This window comes from Nonomuraea sp. PA05 (genome assembly GCF_008086045.1).
In the GTDB taxonomy this organism is placed as follows: Bacteria; Actinomycetota; Actinomycetes; order Streptosporangiales; family Streptosporangiaceae; genus Nonomuraea; species Nonomuraea monospora.
The window spans coordinates 102,386-121,034 of record NZ_VSEY01000030.1 but is presented as its reverse complement, the minus strand read 5'-3'; the positions used below and the strand labels follow the sequence as shown (position 1 = coordinate 121,034).

18 protein-coding genes are annotated in these 18,649 nt (G+C 70.8%); 11 read left to right on the top strand and 7 right to left on the bottom strand.

The annotated features are described in order from the left end of the window. The first annotated feature begins 59 nt into the window (after positions 1-59). The 3 genes from FXF51_RS39190 to FXF51_RS39180 all read left to right on the top strand — a co-directional run bounded on the left by FXF51_RS39190 (position 60) and on the right by FXF51_RS39180 (position 3,451). Entirely contained in the window at positions 60-2,117 is a 2,058-nt protein-coding gene (locus FXF51_RS39190) for a prolyl oligopeptidase family serine peptidase (RefSeq protein WP_148439811.1), read from the top strand. Between the two features lie 183 nt (positions 2,118-2,300). Further along, positions 2,301-3,104: a helix-turn-helix domain-containing protein gene (locus tag FXF51_RS39185; RefSeq protein ID WP_148439810.1), complete on the top strand. Its 804-nt coding sequence runs from the start codon at positions 2,301-2,303 to the stop codon at positions 3,102-3,104. Beyond that, positions 3,101-3,451, top strand: coding sequence for a VOC family protein (locus FXF51_RS39180; protein ID WP_148439809.1), 351 nt, complete (start codon positions 3,101-3,103; stop codon positions 3,449-3,451). The genes FXF51_RS39185 and FXF51_RS39180 overlap by 4 nt, the downstream gene beginning before the upstream one ends. A 4-nt stretch (positions 3,452-3,455) precedes the next feature. Here FXF51_RS39180 and purU read toward each other — a convergent pair whose 3' ends face one another. Further along, entirely contained in the window at positions 3,456-4,310 is an 855-nt protein-coding gene (purU, locus tag FXF51_RS39175) for a formyltetrahydrofolate deformylase (RefSeq protein WP_148439808.1), read from the bottom strand. A 183-nt stretch (positions 4,311-4,493) separates the two neighbouring features. Between purU and FXF51_RS39170 the strand changes: the two genes are divergently transcribed. The 4 genes from FXF51_RS39170 (at position 4,494) to FXF51_RS39155 (ending at position 7,831) form a co-directional block, all read left to right on the top strand. Continuing rightward, complete coding sequence (locus FXF51_RS39170) at positions 4,494-5,450, top strand: inorganic phosphate transporter (protein WP_262380117.1); 957 nt, start codon at positions 4,494-4,496, stop codon at positions 5,448-5,450. Then, on the top strand, positions 5,447-6,097 hold the full coding sequence (locus FXF51_RS39165) for a DUF47 domain-containing protein (protein ID WP_262380116.1): 651 nt from the start codon (positions 5,447-5,449) through the stop codon (positions 6,095-6,097). Before FXF51_RS39170 ends, FXF51_RS39165 begins: the two co-directional genes overlap by 4 nt. Positions 6,098-6,393: 296 nt before the next feature. Further along, positions 6,394-7,377, top strand: a complete 984-nt coding sequence (locus tag FXF51_RS39160; protein WP_262380115.1) for a YbgA family protein — start codon at positions 6,394-6,396, stop codon at positions 7,375-7,377. Positions 7,378-7,396: 19 nt separating this feature from the next. After that, positions 7,397-7,831, top strand: a complete 435-nt coding sequence (locus FXF51_RS39155) for an NUDIX domain-containing protein (RefSeq protein WP_148439861.1) — start codon at positions 7,397-7,399, stop codon at positions 7,829-7,831. Between the two features lie 37 nt (positions 7,832-7,868). Here FXF51_RS39155 and FXF51_RS39150 read toward each other — a convergent pair whose 3' ends face one another. The 6 genes from FXF51_RS39150 to FXF51_RS39125 all read right to left on the bottom strand — a co-directional run bounded on the left by FXF51_RS39150 (position 7,869) and on the right by FXF51_RS39125 (position 14,732). Then, a complete protein-coding gene (locus tag FXF51_RS39150; protein WP_148439807.1) occupies positions 7,869-8,639 on the bottom strand; it encodes a hypothetical protein in 771 nt (256 codons plus the stop codon). A gap of 112 nt (positions 8,640-8,751) precedes the next feature. Then, on the bottom strand, positions 8,752-9,204 hold the full coding sequence (locus tag FXF51_RS39145) for a hypothetical protein (protein ID WP_148439806.1): 453 nt from the start codon (positions 9,202-9,204) through the stop codon (positions 8,752-8,754). Beyond that, positions 9,201-10,928 carry a tetratricopeptide repeat protein gene (locus tag FXF51_RS39140; RefSeq protein WP_148439805.1) on the bottom strand — a complete coding sequence of 576 codons (1,728 nt, stop codon included), beginning with the start codon at positions 10,926-10,928 and terminating at the stop codon, positions 9,201-9,203. The genes FXF51_RS39145 and FXF51_RS39140 overlap by 4 nt, the downstream gene beginning before the upstream one ends. A 197-nt stretch (positions 10,929-11,125) precedes the next feature. Then, positions 11,126-12,337, bottom strand: a complete 1,212-nt coding sequence (locus FXF51_RS39135) for a DMT family transporter (protein ID WP_187414808.1) — start codon at positions 12,335-12,337, stop codon at positions 11,126-11,128. A 353-nt stretch (positions 12,338-12,690) separates the two neighbouring features. Then, positions 12,691-13,179, bottom strand: a complete 489-nt coding sequence (locus FXF51_RS39130; RefSeq protein WP_148439803.1) for a GNAT family N-acetyltransferase — start codon at positions 13,177-13,179, stop codon at positions 12,691-12,693. Then, complete coding sequence (locus tag FXF51_RS39125; RefSeq protein WP_148439802.1) at positions 13,176-14,732, bottom strand: XRE family transcriptional regulator; 1,557 nt, start codon at positions 14,730-14,732, stop codon at positions 13,176-13,178. Before FXF51_RS39125 ends, FXF51_RS39130 begins: the two co-directional genes overlap by 4 nt. Before the next feature lie 274 nt (positions 14,733-15,006). On the opposite strand from FXF51_RS39125, the gene FXF51_RS39120 reads away from it, so the two are divergent. The 4 genes from FXF51_RS39120 to FXF51_RS39105 all read left to right on the top strand — a co-directional run bounded on the left by FXF51_RS39120 (position 15,007) and on the right by FXF51_RS39105 (position 18,633). After that, entirely contained in the window at positions 15,007-15,291 is a 285-nt protein-coding gene (locus FXF51_RS39120; RefSeq protein ID WP_148439801.1) for a hypothetical protein, read from the top strand. A 500-nt stretch (positions 15,292-15,791) separates the two neighbouring features. Next, the gene (locus tag FXF51_RS39115; protein WP_262380114.1) at positions 15,792-16,703 is read left to right on the top strand and encodes a mechanosensitive ion channel family protein; all 912 of its coding nucleotides are present in this window, start codon (positions 15,792-15,794) and stop codon (positions 16,701-16,703) included. Positions 16,704-16,713: 10 nt separating this feature from the next. Next, positions 16,714-17,094 (top strand): globin, encoded by a 381-nt coding sequence (locus tag FXF51_RS39110; RefSeq protein ID WP_148439799.1) that lies wholly within the window; start codon positions 16,714-16,716, stop codon positions 17,092-17,094. 18 nt (positions 17,095-17,112) lie between these two features. Then, positions 17,113-18,633, top strand: coding sequence for a glycoside hydrolase family 13 protein (locus tag FXF51_RS39105; protein ID WP_148439798.1), 1,521 nt, complete (start codon positions 17,113-17,115; stop codon positions 18,631-18,633). Positions 18,634-18,649 lie beyond the last annotated feature (16 nt).

The window sequence follows — 18,649 nt, the reverse complement described above, 5'->3', positions numbered from 1 at the left end:
CGTTTTATGCCCGCTCTACCAGCGCTTTACGCATGCCCTTTGGCAGTAGGGTTCCTGGCATGACGCGAGAGCCGTACCCGACAGCACGTCGCGAAGACATCGTCGACATCCTGCACGAAACCCCCGTCCCAGACCCCTACCGGTGGCTCGAGGACCCCGACAGCCCCGAGACCAAGGGATGGCTGGACGCGCAGGCCGAGTTGTTCGGCGCGGAGCGGGGCCCGCAACGGTTCAAGGACCGCATCGCCGAGTTGCTCAGGTCCGGTTCGGTGGGCGTCCCGGCCTGGCGCGGCGAGCGTTACTTCTTCTCCCGGCGCACGCCCGACCAGGAGCACGCGGTCTACTACGTGGTCGAGCCCGACGGCACCGAGCGGGCGCTGGTCGACCCGATGGCGCTCGACCCGTCCGGGCTGACCACGCTGGACGCGGTGCAGCCCGACAAGGAGGGGCGCCTGCTGGCGTACCAGATCTCCGTGGGCGGCAACGAGGAGTCGATCCTCTACATCATCGACGTGGCCACGGGCGAGCGGATCGAGGGGCCGATCGACCGCTGCCGCTACTCGCCGATCGCGTGGCTGCCCGGCGGTGCGGCGTTCTACTACGTACGCAGGCTGCCGAGCACCGAGGTGCCGGAGAACGAGACGCAGTTCCACCGCCGCGTCTACCTGCACCGCGTCGGCACCTCCACCGAGGACGACGTGATGATCTTCGGCCAGGGCCTGAAGATGACCAACTACTACGGCGTCTCGGTCTCGCGTGACGGCCGCTGGCTGCAGGTCTCAGCGCACGAGGGCACCGCGCCGCGCAACGACGTGTGGGTGGCCGACCTGACCGCCTCGCCGATCGAACGGCCGGAGCTGAAGGTCGTGCAGGAGGGCGTGGACGCGCAGGTCGGGCTGTACTTCGGCCGCGACGGCAGGCTCTACGTGCACACCGACCGCGACGCGTCCAGGGGCCGGGTCTGCGTCACCGACCCGGCGGAGCCCGGCTACGACACCTGGCGCGAGCTGATCCCCGAGCACCCCGAGGCGGTGCTGAGCGACTTCGCCATCCTCGACGACCTGGAGAGCCCGGTCATGCTGGTGGGCTGGACCCGCCACGCGATCAGCGAGATCACCGTGCACGACCTGGCGACCGGCGAGGTCGTCGGCGAGGTGCCCGCGCCGGGGCTCGGCTCGATCGGCGGCATCGCCGAGCGCCCCGAGGGCGGCCACGAGGCGTGGTTCGGCTACACCGACAACACCACGCCGCCCACGATCCAGCGCTACGACGCCAGGACGGGCGAGACGACGCTCTGGGCGGCCTCCCCCGGCGCGGTGGAGGTGCCTCCGGTGCGCACCGAGCAGGTGGTCTACCGCTCCAAGGACGGCACCGACGTCCGCATGCTGGTCATCTCCCCCGTCGGCGAGGCGTCCGGCCCGCGCCCGACCATCCTGTACGGCTACGGCGGCTTCGGCCTGTCCATGACCCCCGGCTACTCGGCCTCGATCCTGACCTGGGTGGAGGCGGGCGGCGTCTACGCCATCGCCAACCTGCGCGGCGGCGGCGAGGAGGGCGAGGAGTGGCACCGCGCGGGCATGCTGGCCAACAAGCAGAACGTCTTCGACGACTTCCACGCCGCGGCCGAGCACCTCATCGCGACCGGCGTGACCACGCCCGAGCAGCTCGGCATCTCCGGCGGCTCCAACGGCGGCCTGCTGGTGGGGGCGGCGCTGACGCAGCGCCCCGAGCTGTACGCGGCGGTGGTCTGCTCGGCGCCGCTGCTCGACATGATCAGGTACGAGAAGTTCGGGCTCGGCGCGACCTGGAACGTGGAGTACGGCTCGGCCGACGACCCTGAGCAGTTCGGCTGGCTGTGGGGGTATTCGCCCTACCACCACGTCAACGAGTCGGTGGCGTACCCGGCGACGCTGTTCACCGTCTTCCAGTCCGACACGCGCGTGCACCCGCTGCACGCCTGGAAGATGTGCGCGGCGCTGCAGCACGCCTCGACGGCCGACCGGCCGGTGCTGCTGCGCAACGAGACCGAGGTGGGTCACGGCGCCCGCTCGGTGAGCAGGTCGGTCGACCTGTCGGCCGACACGCTGACCTTCCTGGCCGAGCACACCGGCCTGTAGCCCCGGCGCACGAGCCTTCTCACCTGCCGGACGTGCCGGCACACGGGCCTTCCACCGGCCCGCAGTGCCGGCACGCGAGCCTTCCACCGCCCCGTAGTGCCGGGCGCGCGAGCCTTCCGGCCTGTGGTGCCGGGCGCGCGCGAGCCTTTCTGGCCCGGCGCGCCGGCCGTTAGTCTCGAAGGCATGAGCACCGCGCTGGGGCTGGCCATGGTCGAGGCCACCCCCAGCGCTGCCCTGCGGCCGTACGTGACCCGGCTGTGCGCCTACCGCGAGCACTACGCGGCGCCGCTGACCAGGTCGGAGGCGGCGATGCCCGGCTCCGTGCTGATCCTGGCCTTCGGCACGCCGATGGAGGCGGACGGGCAGCGGGTCAGGGCGTTCGGCGGCGGGCTGGGCGACCGCTTCACCGTCACCCGCATCGACGGCCCGTCGGAGGGCGTGGAGGTGTTCCTCACGCCGTTCGGCGCCCGTCGCCTGTACGGCGTGCCGATGCGGCACCTGACGAACCGGGTGGTGCCCGTCACCGACCTGCTCGGGCCGTGGGGCGACCTGGTGCTGGAGCGGCTGGCCGCGACGCCGTCGTGGCGGGCCAGGCTGGCGCTGACCGACCGGCTGCTGTGCGAGCGCATCGCGGCGGGCCCCGCGCTGGGGCCTGAGCTGCCGTGGGCGTGGGCGCGGCTGCTGGAGTCGGGCGGCCGGCTGGGCGTCTCGTCGCTGGCCGACGCGCTGGGCTGGAGTCACCGCCATCTCGTGGCCCGCTTCCACGACCAGGTCGGGCTGCCGCCGAAGACGGCGGCCCGGGTCATCCGGTTCGGGCGGGCGCTGCGGCTGCTGCGGGCGGGCACGGCTCCGGCCGAGGCCGCGGCGGAGTGCGGTTTCTACGACCAGGCGCACATGAACCGCGAGTTCCGGGTGCTGGGCGACACCACCCCGGGTCAGATTTATCCAAGACCCGGGAGCGGCGCCGCGGCATCGTGGGCCTCATGACACGCACTGTTTACGCACTCGCCCGTTACCAGGACTGCCAGGCCGCGATCGACTTCCTGACCGGCGCGTTCGGCTTCCGCGTGCACGAGGTCGCCAAGAACGACGAAGGCGTCGTCCACCACGCCGAGCTGCTCGCCGGCGACGACATGATCATGCTCGGCCTGGGAAGGCCCGGCGGCCCCGGCATCTACGTCGCCGTGGACGACGTGGACGCCCATCACGACCGCGCGCGGGCCGCGGGCGCGACGATCACCATGGGCCTGACCGACCAGCCGTACGGCTCGCGCGAGTACGGCTGCCAGGACCCGCAGGGCAACCCCTGGTACTTCGGCACGTTCAGGCCGTGACGCCTCAGCGCGGGAAGACGACGGTCTTGTGGCCGTCGAGCAGCACCCGCTGCTCGGCGTGCCACTTGACCGCCCTGGCCAGCGCCAGGCACTCCACGTCGCGGCCCATCGCCACCAGGTCCTCAGGTGAGTGGCTGTGGTTGACCCTGGCCACCTCCTGCTCGATGATCGGCCCCTCGTCGAGGTCGGCGGTCACGTAGTGCGCGGTGGCGCCGATGAGCTTGACGCCGCGGTTGTGGGCCTGGTGGTAGGGCTTGGCGCCCTTGAACGACGGCAGGAACGAGTGGTGGATGTTGATCGCCCGCCCTGCCAGCTTCCCGCACAGGTCCTCCGAGAGCACCTGCATGTAGCGGGCCAGCACCACCAGATCGACCTGGTAGTGCTCGACCAGCGCCAGCACCTCGGCCTCCTGCCTGGCCTTGGTCTCCGGGGTGACCGGCAGGTGGTGGTAGTCGATGCCGTTGGACTGGGTGAGCGGCCGCAGGTCGGGGTGGTTGGACACGACGGCGGCGATCTCGATGTCGAGCGCCTTGGAGCGTACGCGGTAGAGCAGGTCGTTCAGGCAGTGGTCGAACTTGCTCACCATGATCAGCACGCGCGGCTTCCTGGCCACGTCGCGCAGCTTGAACTCCATGGCGAAGTCGGGCGCGAGCGCGGCGAAGGCGGCGTTGAGGTCGTCCTCGCCCAGGTCCGCCGCGAACTGCACGCGCATGAAGAAGCGCTGCGCCACCCTGTCGCCGAACTGCTGGCTCTCGATGATGTTGCATCCGTGCCCGGCGAGCAGGCCGGATACCGCGGCCACCACACCGGGCCGGTCGGGACAGGACAGCGTCAGGATGTATTCGGCGGGGCTGGTCATGCCTTCACTCTCGCGGACGTCTAAGTGCTCGAACGTTCGGGTGCTCGTAGCCTGAGACGAGGGTACCCGCGAGGAGCGGTTGCGGGAGCGTGACCGAGTTCGCAGAAACCTTCTGTCCTTTTTGGGTAGCTATTTGGTCTCCTGGTACGTGTGTCCCTGCTGAGGCGGGGCGGGATGGAGTACATGCCCTTGGACGCCGTCGTGCTGATCGTGGTGGCCGGCCTGTTCGCCGTCGTGGCCGGAATCAACGACGGAGGCGCGCTCCTCGCGACCGGGCTGAAGCTGCCGACGGTACGCCCGGTGACCGGGATCGTGGTGCTGACGGTGCTGGTCGCCGTCGTGCCGCTGGTCACGCACCAGGTGGCGATGACGTTCGTGACCCGGCTGGGCTCCTACGACGAGCCCGGCGGCCAGATCGCGATGACCATCGCGGTGGCCGCCTCGCTCGCCGTCGTGGGCGCGCTCGGCGCCATGGGCCGCCCGACCAGCCTGACCCTGGCCGTGGTCGGCGGGCTCACCGGGGCGGGGCTCGGCTGGGGGCTGGAGGTGGCGCCCGGGTGGGTGGCGCTGGTGCTGGCGTTCGGGTTGGCCGCGCCGCTGGTGGGCGGGCTGCTGGCGTGGGTGCTGATCCGGTTGCTGGTGGCCACGACCACCGCACGGCAGTTGTGGCGCTGGCACTGGGCCGGCTTCCTGCTGGAGACGCTCGCGTACGCGGCCAACGACGCCCAGAAGATGCTGGCCGTGTTCATGATCGCGCTGGGCTTCACCGGCGCGCCCGTCGAGTACACGGTGCTGGTCGCCGTGCTGTTCGCGGCCGGCACCCTGTACGGGCTGCCCAAGGCGGGCCGCACGCTCGGCCGCGAGATCATCGCCTCCCGGCCACCGCACGGCGTCGCGGCCGAACTGGCCGCGGGCGTGGCGGTCATCGGGTGCGCGGCGGCCGGCATGCCGGTGAGCATGACGCAGGCCATCGCAGGCGGCCTCATCGGCGCCGGCGTGGCACAGGGCGGCGGCCGGGTCCGCTGGCACGCGGCGGGGAAGATCGTCGCCGCCTGGCTGCTGACCCTGCCGGCCAGCGGCCTGCTGGGCTGGGGGCTGGCCCTGCTGGTCAAGGGGTTCGCGAGCGTGGAGCTGTCATGAAGGGAAAGTCGGGAGTGAAACGGCTGCGGCGGATCAGGGACCTCATGACCGGGCGCATGGACAGCGCGTTGACGGAGGCGCTCCTCGGGCAGTTGGAGGCCACCAAGGAGGGGGCGTGGCTGGCGATGGCGATGATCGGCGGCGAGGTGGGCAGGACGGGGGCGCACGAACAGATGCGCTCGATCGAGCACCTGGGCGACGAGGAGCGGGCCCGGCTCATCGACGAGCTGAAGACCGCCCTCGTCACGCCCATCGACCGGGAGGACCTGTTCCGGCTGTCACGGTCGATCGACGACGTGCTCGACTCCCTGCGGGACTTCGTCCGGGAGTCGCACCTGTACCGGGTGCCTGACCAGATTCGCTTCACGCCCATGCTCGACCAGGTCATCGTGGGCATCGAGGCGCTGGAGGAGGCCGTGCGGAGCCTCGCGGCGCGGCCGTCCGCGGTGTCGCACGACGCGCTGGAGGCCAAGAAGGCGGGCGGGGCCATCCGGCGGATGTACCAGTACGAGATCTCGCGCATCTTCTCCGAGGAGATCACCGCCAACGCGATGAAGGAGCGGGAGCTGGTGCGGCGGCTGGAGATCGTGGGGGTGGCCATCGGCGAGGCCGCCGACGCCATCGCCGACGGCGCGATGAAGCGCTGACCCCGGGCAGCTCGTGGGATTAGCGGGCGAAGGCGTCGATGCCCGTGAGCTGCGGCGACGTGGCGGCCCACACCTCGGTCGCCGCCCTGCTCAGGCGTCTTGAACGTGTGCGGCACGTTCCCCCGCCGGTCACGATCGCCAGCCTGCCCGACAGGTCGATCCCGCGCCGAAACCCGGCCCGATCTCGTGTTGTGGCGTGGTCATGAGTTCAAGGTACGAATGGGAGCGCACTCGATGTCAAATGATCTCCCCGGGCTTGGTTGCCCGCGTCCGCCCTTCCGAGCTGCAATGTGAAGGTGATCACCGAACCCGGGACGGCCGGCGAGCAGGAAGCACGCCCCCGGGTGGCCGTGTCCAGCTGTCTGCTGGGCGAGCCGGTCAGGTACAACGGAGGGCACAGCCGCGACCGCTTCCTGACCGGCGAACTCGACCCGTACGTCGACTGGGTGCCCGTCTGCCCCGAGATCGAGGTGGGCCTGGGCGCCCCGCGCGAGACGCTGCGGCAGGTGGGCTCCGAGGACGGCCCTCGCCTGGTGACGCGGATGACGCGGGTCGATCTGACCGACCGCATGACCGAGCTGGCCGTACGCCGCGCGGCGGAGCTGTCCGAGCTCGACGTGGACGGGTACGTGTTCAAGGCCAAGAGTCCCACCTGCGGCATCCACGGCGTGCCCGTCTACCGTCCGGACGGCATGCCGGCGGACCGGCGCAACAGGGGGCTGTTCAGCGGCATCGTCATGGAGCGGCATCCGCTGCTGCCGGTGGAGGACGAGGGCAGACTGCACGACGCGCTGCTGCGTGAGAGCTTCGTGGAGCGGGTGTTCGCGCACGCCAGGCTGCGCGCCCTGATCGAGGCCGGCTGGCGGCCCCGCGACCTCGTCTCCTTCCACGCCCGGCACAAGATGCAACTGCTCGCCCACGACCCCGGCCTCTACCGGGAGGCGGGCCGGGTGGTGGCCGCGGCTGGCGGGCGCCCGCACGAGGAGGTGACCGCCCGCTACACCGAGGCGTTCCGGCGCATCCTCAGCACGAAGGCCAGCACGGGCAAGAACGTCAACGTGCTGCAGCACTGCCTGGGCATGCTCGCGCTCGACCCGGTCCGGCGCGCCGACCTGGTGGACGTCATCGACGACTACCGGGCGGGCCTGGTGCCGCTGAGCGTCCCCACGACGCTGCTGCGCCACCACGCCCGCGGTGAGGCCGCCGCGTGGGTGCGCGACCAGACGTACTTCTCCCCTTACCCGGACGCCCTGCGCCTGCGCCACCACGTCCCCCGGTAGCCTCCCCAGCGTGAGCGACATGGACGTGCGTCCCGCCGCGCGCGTGGTCTGCCTGGACCGCGACGGGCGGGTGCTGCTGCTGCACTGGTACGACCGGATCGACGACGCGGAGGTCTGGGAGCCGCCGGGCGGCAGGCTGGAGCCCGGCGAGACCCCGTCGCGGGCGGCCAGGCGGGAGCTGACCGAGGAGACCGGGCTGCCCGGCTCGGCGGTGCTGGACCGGCACGTCGAGGTGGACCGGGACTTCCGCTGGCTGGGGACCCGGTTCGTGAAGCGGGAGGTGTTCTTTCTGGCGCGGTTCGACGAGGAGCGGCCGGAGGTGGATCCGGGGGAGCTGACGGAGGAGGAGAGCGCGGCCTGGCTCGGGTACGTGTGGGCCGAGGAGCTGCCTGCGGGCGTGGAGCCTCCGGAGCTGGCCAAGGTCGTGGAACGGCTCACGCGAGATCCGCGGTGACGCCTGCGGACGCCTCACACGCCCGGCCCAGTGCCTCTCAGGCGCCCAGTTCCTCCCGCGTCGCCGTCATCAGCCCGCGTAGCACCGTGCCGGACACCTTCTCGTGCTCCGCCTCCACCGACAGCCCCTTGCCCACCCGCTCCCGGTAGACCTCCCGCTCCTGCGCGTCGGTGTAGGGCAGGGCGGTCATCGCGACGATCACGCTCACCCTGGTGCCGCCGCGCGGCTGCACCGCCACGGCGTGCGTGCGCAGACAGGTCTCGTCGGGGGCGCCGTACCAGCCGCACTTGACGGCGGACTCCGGCCAGCCCAGCGCCTCGCGCGCGCCGAACGCCTGCGGGTCGGCCACCTCACTCATCCAGGCGAGCACGGCGCCGGCCACGGGGTCGCCCGCGGCGGCGGCCTGGGCGAGCACCGCGTAGGCGGCGGCCACCTCGCCGGCCGTGACCTCGACGGAGCCGAACCTGGACGGGTCGCCGTTGGGCAGATCCCAGGCCACGCCGGTGCGCTCGCGCAGGTCTTCGAGGATGACGCGAGGGCCGACGGCGAGCCACAGGTTGAGCGTGTCGGCGTTGGAGGAGACGACGACGGCGGGCTCGGCGTGGCGGCGCCACCGCTCGGCGTCGGGGACGCGGGCCGCGCTCACCCACGCGTACAGGGGCTTGAGCAGCGAGGCGCAGCGCAGCCGGGTCATGCCCGCGCTGACGCTCACCGCGCGGGCGGGCGGCCCGCCGTAGCCGCGTCTGATGCCCGCCGCCTGGGCGCTGGCACTGTGGTCAAGGTCCGCTAGCAGCTCGTTGAAGCCCACGCCTCCCACCGTAGACCCACCGGGGACGCGCTCAGCGCCGTTCGCGCCCCTTCGCGAGCAGGATCGCGGCGCCCCATGGCCTCGGCGTCCACAGCGAGCCGCCGCCAAGCGATCAGAAGCCGTGTCTGGTGAGGGCCGCCGCCAGTGCGACCGGCAGCAGCGCCACCACGGCCAGCGCCGTCCAAGCCCGGCTGCGCCGCGACACCCCGCTCTCCGTCACGAACGCCGCCACCGCCCCCGCCCCCGCGAACGCCACCCCGGCCACGGCCGCGTCGGCGAGCGACGACGTCCACGACGGCAGCGACTCCCCGACCAGCCGGAACACGACCAGCACCCCGGCGGCCGTCAGCGCCACCCGGCGTCCCGGCCGGACCGCCACCCGCTCCAGCGCGAGCACGGATCCGGCGAGCAGGGCCAGGCTGATGACCACGACGACGCCGACGGCCGGCGCCAGGCAGCCCCAGTCCTCGCAGCCGACCCCTGCCCAGGCCAGCCGGACCGTGGCCCACCACAACACGCCGAACGCGGCGCACACCGCCGCCGCTCGTCCTATTCGCCCCCTCATACGCCAATGTTCCCATCAGCCGCTCCCGCCGCTCGATGGTCGTCCGCCTCCGCCTCCGCGTGACGGCCCAGGGCGCGCAGGGCGACCGCGCGGTTGGCGTACAGGTCGGGCTGGGGTCGCAGCTCGATGGCGTGCGTCAGGTCGTCCACCGCGCCCTCCAGATCGCCGGTGGCGTATCGGAGCACTCCCCTGCTCGCCCAGGCCGCCACCAGCCCTGGAGCGCGCTCCAGGGCCTGTTCCAGCGCCGCCTCCGCCTCGGCGTGGCGGCCCGCCGCCGTCTCGAGCTGGCCCAGCACCGTCAGCAGGTACGGGTTACCCGGCGCGAGCCGCAGCCCGGTCCCGACGTCGGCCCTGGCCTCCTGGTCCTGCTCGCAGCCGGCCAGCAGCCCGGCCCGGTTGATGTAGGCGTCCAGGTAGGCGGGGTCGAGCTCGATCACCCGGCCCAGGTCCGCCAGCGCCGCCTCGATCTCGCCGCGCACGGCGCACAGCTCGGCCCGGTTGTAGTACGCCTCGGGCAGCGGCGGCCCGGCCCGCATGGCCTGCTCGAAGTCGGTCAGCGCCTCGTCGTGGCGGCCCAGCTTGAACAGCAGGTTGCCCCGCTCCACGTAGTGGTCGGGAAAGCCGGGGTCGATCGCGATGGCCGCCCCGTAGTCCTCCAGCGCCTCCTTGGTCCTGCCCATCGCGGCCAGGAGCTGCGCCCGGTTGGCCAGCAGCACCATCCGGTGCGGCCGGTGGCGCTCCCCCAGCTCGCGGGCCAGCTCGATGGCCGACTCCACCAGCGCCAGCGCGGCGTCGAGGCGGCCCTGCCGCAGCTCGATCAGGGCCAGGCCGTTGCGGTCGAAGCCGAGCTTGAAGGCCCGCTCGGCGGGGTCGGGCAGGATGGTGGAGATCGCGATGGCCTCGTTGATCCAGCCTCTGGCCCTGGTCAGATCGCGGCGGGCGGGGTCGGGGTGGCGGGCGTCGAGCATGGCTGTGCCGTACGCGGCGGCGGCGTGCATCGCGGGGTCCTGGCTGACCAGGCGCACCCGGTCCCAGACGGCGCGGGCCTCGTCGGTGCGGCCGAGTCCGCCGAGCGCGGTCGCGGTGCGCTGGGCGAAGCGCCACCAGCTCTGTTCGCCGGGCGGCGTGCCGGCCATGCCGCGCTCCCCCAGCTCGGCCACGGCGTGCAGGAAGCCCTCGCGGGTGCAACGGTCCACGAGGGCCCACAGCTCGGCGGCGTCGCGGGTGTCGGGCGGCGGTTCGGGGCCGCCGGAGTACACCATGATCGTGAGGGTGGCGGGCGGGATCCGCCGGGTCATGACGTCCAGCAGCTCGGTGTCGGTGGGGTCGGCGGCGTCGGCGTTGCAGACGGCGATCGCTCGCCCGGGGCGCACGGCGTCACGGACGAACTCCGCGATCCCGTTGGCCAGCCGCAGCGTGCGGCGGGGCGCGGGCACGAGGATGCGCTCCTCGTCGGGCAGCTCCGCGTCGATGGTGGCTCTTCTGGCTGGTACGGTCCCGGCCAGGTCGGGGGCGACCGCCAGGATCTCCAGGTCGTGCGCGGCCACCAGCTCAGGGGAACGCCGCAGCACTGGCGGCACCAGCCGGCGCAGCAGCTCGCCGGCGACGGTATAGGGGCCGTGCGGCCGACGATGTGCGTCGATCAACGGCGTCAGCAGCCGCACGGCCCCCCATCGGGCGGGTGGTTCGCCCTGGACCCTGAGGTGGGACCTCTCCTCAGTCACCCCTTGTGAATGACGCTGGAGGTCCCAGCCAGCCTCGCGGTTCCAGGCTTGCGGACGACGATGCGCTTCATGACATACCTCTCCACTTGGGGTTGAACACCCATTATTGGGTCACCTCACCGAATATCAAGGTTTATCGCGAATAAGTGGGAGGCTAATGGATAAAAAGCAGTTGCCTTTTGTGGGGTATCTCTAACCTATGAGGACCGAAACCAACGCTGCAATCCTGTGGTATGCGCCCGCTCGGATTCCTCCATCAAGTCGCACAGGCACCTGCCGAGCAGCGTGACCGACTGGCAGCAACCGGGCCCCGGCAGATTCCTGGCCCGCACGATGCGGGTGGCCCGCTCGATCAACCGTTCCAGACTGGGCTCGGAGCCTCCCTTGAGCGAGCGTGTCTGCCACGGGCACGAGGACACGTCCGCGCAGGCGCTCTTGGCGAGGTACGGCGTCGCACCCCTGTGCAGGTGCAACGGGTCCTCACGTTTGATCCGGTGGCCGGCGAGCACCTTGGTGGCCCGGCGGGCGACGAACAGCAGACGGCGGCGTTCTTTTCCCCGCGCCTCGCCCCTGGCGGGCAGCGCGAGCATCATCGCCCCGGCCATGAGCACCCCGCCCGCGACCATGCCCCAGCCGATCCGCTCCTCGAACCAGATCACCGCGATCGCGGCCACCCAGAGCGGCTGGGACGACATGAGGATCTGGCTGGGCACCGCCGGCAGGTGCGCCTGGGCGTGCGAGCGCGCCAGGAAGCCGAGCGCGCAGGAGATCACGGACAGGTGCAGCAGGATCATCCAGTCGGGCAGCGCGACCGGCACGGAGATCCCGTCGCGCACGGCGAAGCCACCGGTGAGCACGCCGATGGTGAAGAGCTGGATGACGGTCAGCGCGTACGGGGAGAAACCGGCGGGACGCTCGGACAGGCGCCCGAGCAGCAGGGTGTGACCGGAGTAGAGCGCGGCGGCGGTGAGCGTGACCCCGAGCGCGAGCAGCGAGATGCGGTGCTCCTCCACCCCGCGCACCAGCGTGAAGACGGCCATGCCCGCCAGCGCGAGCGCGACCCCGCCCCAGACGCGCCGCCGCACCGGCTCCCTGAAGATCACCAGTGACAGGATCGGCGTGATCATCACGCTGCACCCGACGGCGAACCCCGACACCGCCGACGGCAGGCTGCCCAGCGCCATGGCCTGGCCCACCTGCCCGACTCCGAACATCAAGCCGAGCACGGCCCCGTTGATCCACGTCTCACGCGACAACCCCCGCAGGCAGCGGGGCCTGATGAGGAACAGCGTCAGCGCGGCGAGCAGATAGCGCTCGGCGAGCAGGTCCTCCACTGGTAACCGATGGATGAGATCCTTCATCAGCGGGAAGGCCGACCCCCAAGCGGCGCTGACGAACAACAGAAGCACGGCTCCCAGAAGGGGGCGGGGAGCGGGCACGTCTGCCATAGGAAAAGCATGGCACTACTATTCGCAGTCTAAGATGTACAGGGCGCAGCCGGTGATGCTTGCTTACACCTGGGTGGTAAGACCCTCACCCGCTGGTTCGTGCATCCTTATCCGTGGACGCCGCTTTACGGTGTCTCCGACATATCGCTCATGAGAATTAGGCGAAAGATGTCGGGTTCAGCGGCGGGGGAAGCGTCACCCGCTGTGACGGCGGAGACTTCACGCCGAGCGGGCCCCCCGGGACAGGTCACCGGGGAAGACGAAGGTAGCGGCCCCAGGAGGGGGAGGGGTTGGGGCCGTGCGGTCGGGACGGTCTAGAACTCCAGAACTGCGGGCGGGACCAGGCGTTTCTCACCGTAGACGACGGTCAGGCCGCCGACCTGCTCCCTGGACAGCTCACGCCAGCCCAGGCGCTCGTACAGCGCCAGTGCGGCCTCCTGGTTGAGCGTGGTGTCACCTCTGACGCTGTGGAAGCCGAGCTCCACCGCGCGCCGTTCGAGCGCGACGAGCATGACCGCGCCGAAGCCGCGCCGCTGGAACTCGGGGTGGACCCTTAACCGGCAGATCTCCGCCGTGCCGGTGTCGACGGGTTTCAGCCCGCCCATGGCCACGACCCGCCCGCCGCTCTCGCCGACGAAGAAGTCGCCGCCACACGCGAGATAGATCTCCTGGATGCGCGGGAAGTCGTCGTCGTAGTAGACGCCGTCACCGGGCATCAGCCCCACCTCGGCGAGGCAGATCCGGTGGAGTGCGAGGATGGTGTCGAGATCCGACCACCGATAGCGTCTGATCTTCAGCTTCATCCATCGCCCCCTTTCATCTCGGGCTGCCGGGGCCGCCTCAGGGCGGCCGACAAGCCCTCCAGACCTGGGACTGTGGCGTCCCGCGCCAGGATCGCCTTTTCGAGCTGCAGCGCGGGCCGCACGATGAGGTCGGTGAGGTACTCGTCGCCGACCAGGTTGAGCGCCTTCGTGGCGATCGACACCGCCTCCCTCACATCGCCGTCGATCAGCCGGCACTGGGCCTGGTCGAGCCTGATCAACGTCTGGTCGAGAATGTGGTCCTCGTACTTCTCCAGCGCCTGGTCGAGCACGACCTCCGCCTCGATCGTCTGACCGAGCTTGGTGAGCACGTCGCCCTGGTAGAAGTAGAGCTGCTTCTCGGTGTACCCGAATGCCACGTCCGTCTGATCCTCAGGACGCATGTGGGCGAAGGCGTTCCTGGCCCGCGCCAGGGCCCGCTTGGCCTGGTCGACGATCTCCTTCTTGGTCTCGCCGTTGGACATCATGGCCAGCGCCCTGGCCTCGACGACCGGCGCCATGGCCTGGGCCGCGCACGGCGTGGAGCCCGCCATGTCGCGGCTCTTCTTGGCCAGGGTGAGCGCCTCGCGGGCGTCGCCGAAGTAGAGGGGCACGAGCGACTCGCGGACCGCGATCCACGCCCGCAGCGCCCGGTCGCCGGTCTCGTCGGCGGCCGTGCGGCCGGTGCGGAAGAACGAGCGCGCCAGCCGGTGATCACCCAGGTTGATCATGATCATGCCGGCCAGCCCCGCGAGCTGGGCCGCCATCCTGCACAGGCGCTCCTGCAAGTCGATCGGCTGCCGCCGGGACATCGCCGTCCGCACGGCGCTCAGCTCCAGCAGCACGTCGCACAGCAGCCGCAGCGGGGCCGTCGTGGTGTACTGACGGCCGAAGCTGATCGTCGCCTCCTCCCACTGGTCGAGCATCGCGGCGGAGACGGTGGCCATGACCAGCGTCTCGTCCATCCTGCGTCTGATGCCCTCGCAGGCCCCTAGCACGGGGCCCTCCAGGTCGGTGAGGTTGGCGTCGGCCTGCAGTGAATTTAATAGCGTCCGGCGGAGGATGTTCTCGTTCTCCTCGTCCTCCGGCTCCGTCTCCATCGGCTGGATCACCAGATCGCGCTCCTGTGCGAGCTGCGGGCGCTCCTTCGGCTCCACCGTGCCGCTCAGCACGCCCGGCATCCGGTGGCCGTGGCCACAGATGCAGGGCGAGTCGTAGCCGAGCGCCACCGGCTCGACCCGGTAGACCGTGCACAGGTAGTGCAGGTACTCGGGCCCGGGGCGTTTGAGCCCGCTCTCGTACGCGGACAGGAGCGTCTCGCCGATCCCGGGCATCGCCTTGCCGTCGCGCTCGAACAGGGCTCTGACCTGTTCGATGACGTCAGCCAGCGCGATGCCGTAGGCCAGCCGATGCGCCTTTATGCGGCTCGTGCTGAAGTGGGCCGCGCACGCCTCGTGGATCTCATCAGCTACCTGAGCCGACGTGCGCCCCGCGGCAAGGCCCTTGGCCCTGATCCGCCGGGCGATCTCCGTCTCCCTGTGCTGTCTGCCGGACATCCCGGCCCCTCTCACGCATGTCTCGACCGGTCCGCAACTGGTGACTCAGCGTAGCCCTCAAGTTGCCCTGCGCCTACCCATGACTATGAAGCAATGCCGAGTTGATGGGAACGCCCTCAACCACCCTACGGTTAAGGAACATCCTCCCCGGGACTGTTTCTTACATCCCACGAGTGAGAAGCCACTCCCCGTGAGCGGATCCCCTCGTTGCGCGATCCCTTGACATGGGCCATCTTTGGCCCACCAGCAACGATTCCTGAGGGAGGAACGAACGGTGGGGGACGACAACTACGAGCACCTGGAGCGTCTCGTGGCGGAACTGGACGCGCGAGGGTTGCTCGCACGAGTGGTCCGGACCCAGAGCGGACGCACGTTCGTACGGGTCATCAACCCGAGCGCGACGAGCCTGTCCGAGAACGTCACCTGCCGGTCGGCAGCCGTCTCCGACATGCGCGACTGGTGGTACTGCTGGTCCTGGGGCGAGCGGATGCACACCGCCGACGACCCGGCCGGCGCCGCGACCAAGGTCGCCCGCGTGCTCGCCGTCGTGGGGGAGTGACGACCCGGTGAACCGGGTGGAGCGCAGCCACCACGGCTCACCGCATCCCACGACGGCTACTGGGAGCCGGCGGAGTGGCCGGTGCGGAGGGTCTCCCGCGCAACGGAGCCCTGGTCACTCCGCCGGTTCCGGCCTGGCCCGCGCGGCGCCACGCGCCGCGCCCGCAAGCCGCCCGCCCGGGTCAGCCGGGCGGGTGTTCGGGGGATCCCTCCCGGAACCGGAACGGGGCATGCTTCCGGGTGCCTGTCCCGTACCGAGCCGTCCGTCATCGGAGCGTCCGCTCTCTCCCTCCGCGGCCCAGAGAGCGGGCGACCCCGTCTTCCCCGGCGTGATGTGACGGCGGGCGGTTCGGTCGGCGGTATTTTTGGTTCGAAACGGTCCAGAAACGCAGACCGAACCGCTTCCGGAGGGGATCCACCATAGTGTTACTGCTGGTGACGCCGTCGCCACCGCCGACGACTCCATCGGTGCTGCCCGATATTGACAAGGTGACCTCACAAGTGACCGCGACCTGCACAGACGACCCGGTCTGCTCGATGATCGCCGGGCTGTTCAACAACGCGGTCTGGGCACCGCTGGCAGCCATGCTCGTCGTCGTCTTACTGATCCTCGTGTTCGCGTACGTGCTCAGAAACGTCGCGCACCGGGTGATCACGAGGGTGGTCACCCGGGCGGCCACGGGAGGATCGCTCACCAGCCGGTTCCGCAAGGCGGCGGCGACCGACGGCATCGACGCGTTGCTGCACGAGCGCCGCAAGCAGCGGGCCGAGACGATGGGGTCGGTGCTCAAGCACATCGCCTCCATCGTCATCCTCGGCACCGCCGTGCTGACCGTGCTCGACAGGCTGACGATCCCCATCGCGCCACTGCTGACCAGCGTCGGCATCCTCGGCGTGGCGATCGGCTTCGGCGCGCAGGAGCTGGTCAAGGACTTCATCGCGGGCATGTTCATGCTGCTGGAGGACCAGTACGGCGTGGGCGACGTCATCGACGCCGGGCCGGCGGTCGGCACGGTCGAGGCGGTCACCCTGCGCGTCACCAGGCTGCGCGACGTGGACGGCCGCGTCTGGTACGTGCGCAACGGCACGATCACCCGGGTCGGCAACGAGTCGCAGGGCTGGTCGCGCGCGTACATGGACGTGCCGGTGGCCTACGACGCCGACGTGGTCGGCGTGCGGGTGCTGCTTGAGCACGTCGCGGAGGAGGTCTGGGCCGACCCCGAGCTGCGCGAATCCAAGATCGTGGAGCCGCCGCAGGTGTACGGGGTCGAACAGCTCTCCGACAGCTCGCTGGTGTTCCGCATCTCGGCCAAGACGCTGCCCGCCGCGCAGGCGGAGGTGTCGCGTGAGCTCCGGCTCCGGGTCAAGCAGGCACTCGACACCGCTGGCATCCCGATGGTCGCCACCGCCTAAGCTAGGAAACGTGACAGAGACCTCCTTCTACGACGCCGCCGGAGGCGAGGAGACCTTCCGGCGCCTCGTGCACCGCTTCTACGAGGGGGTCGCGGAAGACCCGATCCTGCGGCCGCTCTATCCGGAGTCCGATCTGACGGGCGCCGAGGAGCGGCTGCGGGGCTTCCTGATCCAGTACTGGGGCGGGCCCAACGACTACAGCAAACAGCGCGGCCATCCCCGGCTGCGCATGCGGCACATGCCCTTCGTGATCGGCGAGCCCGAGCGGGAGGCCTGGCTGCGGCACATGCGCGACGCGGTCGATTCGCTCGACCTGCCCGACGAGCTGGAGACCAGGCTTTGGGACTATCTGGTCTACGCTGCCCACAGCCTGGTGAACTCGCCCACATAACGGGGCATGACACGCCACATGGATATCCCCTGGTGGCGTGACGCAGTCGTCTATGAGATCTACGTTCGCAGCTTCGCCGACGCCTCGGGAGACGGCGTCGGCGATCTGGCGGGGGTGCGTGAGCGCCTGCCGTACCTGCGCGGGCTGGGTGTCGACGCGATCTGGCTGACGCCCTTCTACCGCTCCCCCATGGCCGACGGCGGCTACGACGTGGCCGACTACCGTGACGTGGACCCGCTGTTCGGCTCGCTCGGCGACTTCGAGGCGCTGGTCGCCGACGCGCACGAGCACGACCTTCGGGTGATCGTGGACATCGTGCCCAACCACAGCTCGTCCGAGCACCCCTGGTTCCAGGCGGCGCTGCGCGGCGAGGGGCGCGACCGGTACATCTTCCGCGACACCACCAACAACTGGCAGTCCACGTTCGGCGGCACGGCCTGGACCCAGGTGGACGACGGGCAGTACTACCTGCACCTGTTCGCGCCCGGGCAGCCCGACTTCAACTGGCGCAACCCCGAGGTGCACGCCGAGTTCCTCGACGTGCTGCGGTTCTGGCTGGACCGGGGTGTCGACGGCTTCCGCATCGACGTGGCCATGGGCCTGTACAAGGCGGAGGGGCTGCCCGACGTGGGCGACCAGTCGTTCAAGTCGGTCTCGCCGGTGTGGGGGCAGCCGGAGGTGCACAACGTCTACCGCGACTGGCGGCGGGTGCTCGACGGCTATCCCGGGCAGCGGATGGCCGTGGGCGAGGTGTGGACCGACAGCCCCGAGGACCTGGCCCTCTACGTGCGGCCCGACGAGCTGCACCAGAGCTTCAACTTCGCCTGGCTGCAGGCGCCGTGGTCGCCGACGGCGTTCAAGAAGGTGATCGACGACACGCTGGGCACGGTGCCGTTCGCGACCTGGGTGCTGTCCAACCACGACGTCGTACGCCATCTCACCCGCTACGACACGGCCGACCCCGGCACGGGCGTGGCGCGGGCCAGGGCCGCGTTGCTGGCGATGCTGGCGCTGCCCGGCTCCGCCTACCTCTACCAGGGCGAGGAACTGGGGCTGCCCGAGGTGACCGACCTGCCGGACGAGGCCAGGCAGGACCCGGTGTTCTTCCAGTCGAAGGGCAAGCTGCCGGGGCGCGACGGCTGCCGGGTGCCGATCCCGTGGACGGTGGACCCGCCCTCCCACGGCTTCTCCCCCGGCGGGGTGGAGCCGTGGCTGCCGCAGCCGGAGTCGTTCGCCGGGCTGAGCGTCGAGAAGCAGGAGGGGGACGCGGACTCCACGCTGGAGTTCTACCGGCGGGCCCTGGCCTGCCGGCGGGAGCTGGTGCGGAGCATTCCTTACACCCTGGAGTGGCTGAAGTCCCCCGAGGGGGCGCTTTTCTTCACCCGGGGTCCGCTGATCTGCGCCATCAACTGCGGCACCCGGCCGGTGCGCCTGCCGAGGCACGAGGAGGTGCTGCTGGCGAGCGGGCCGCTGAGGCGCGGGCTCCTGCCGCCCGACACGGCGGTGTGGCTCAGGAGCGACTCGGCCGCAGCGCAATGACGGACGGCCCTGCCCC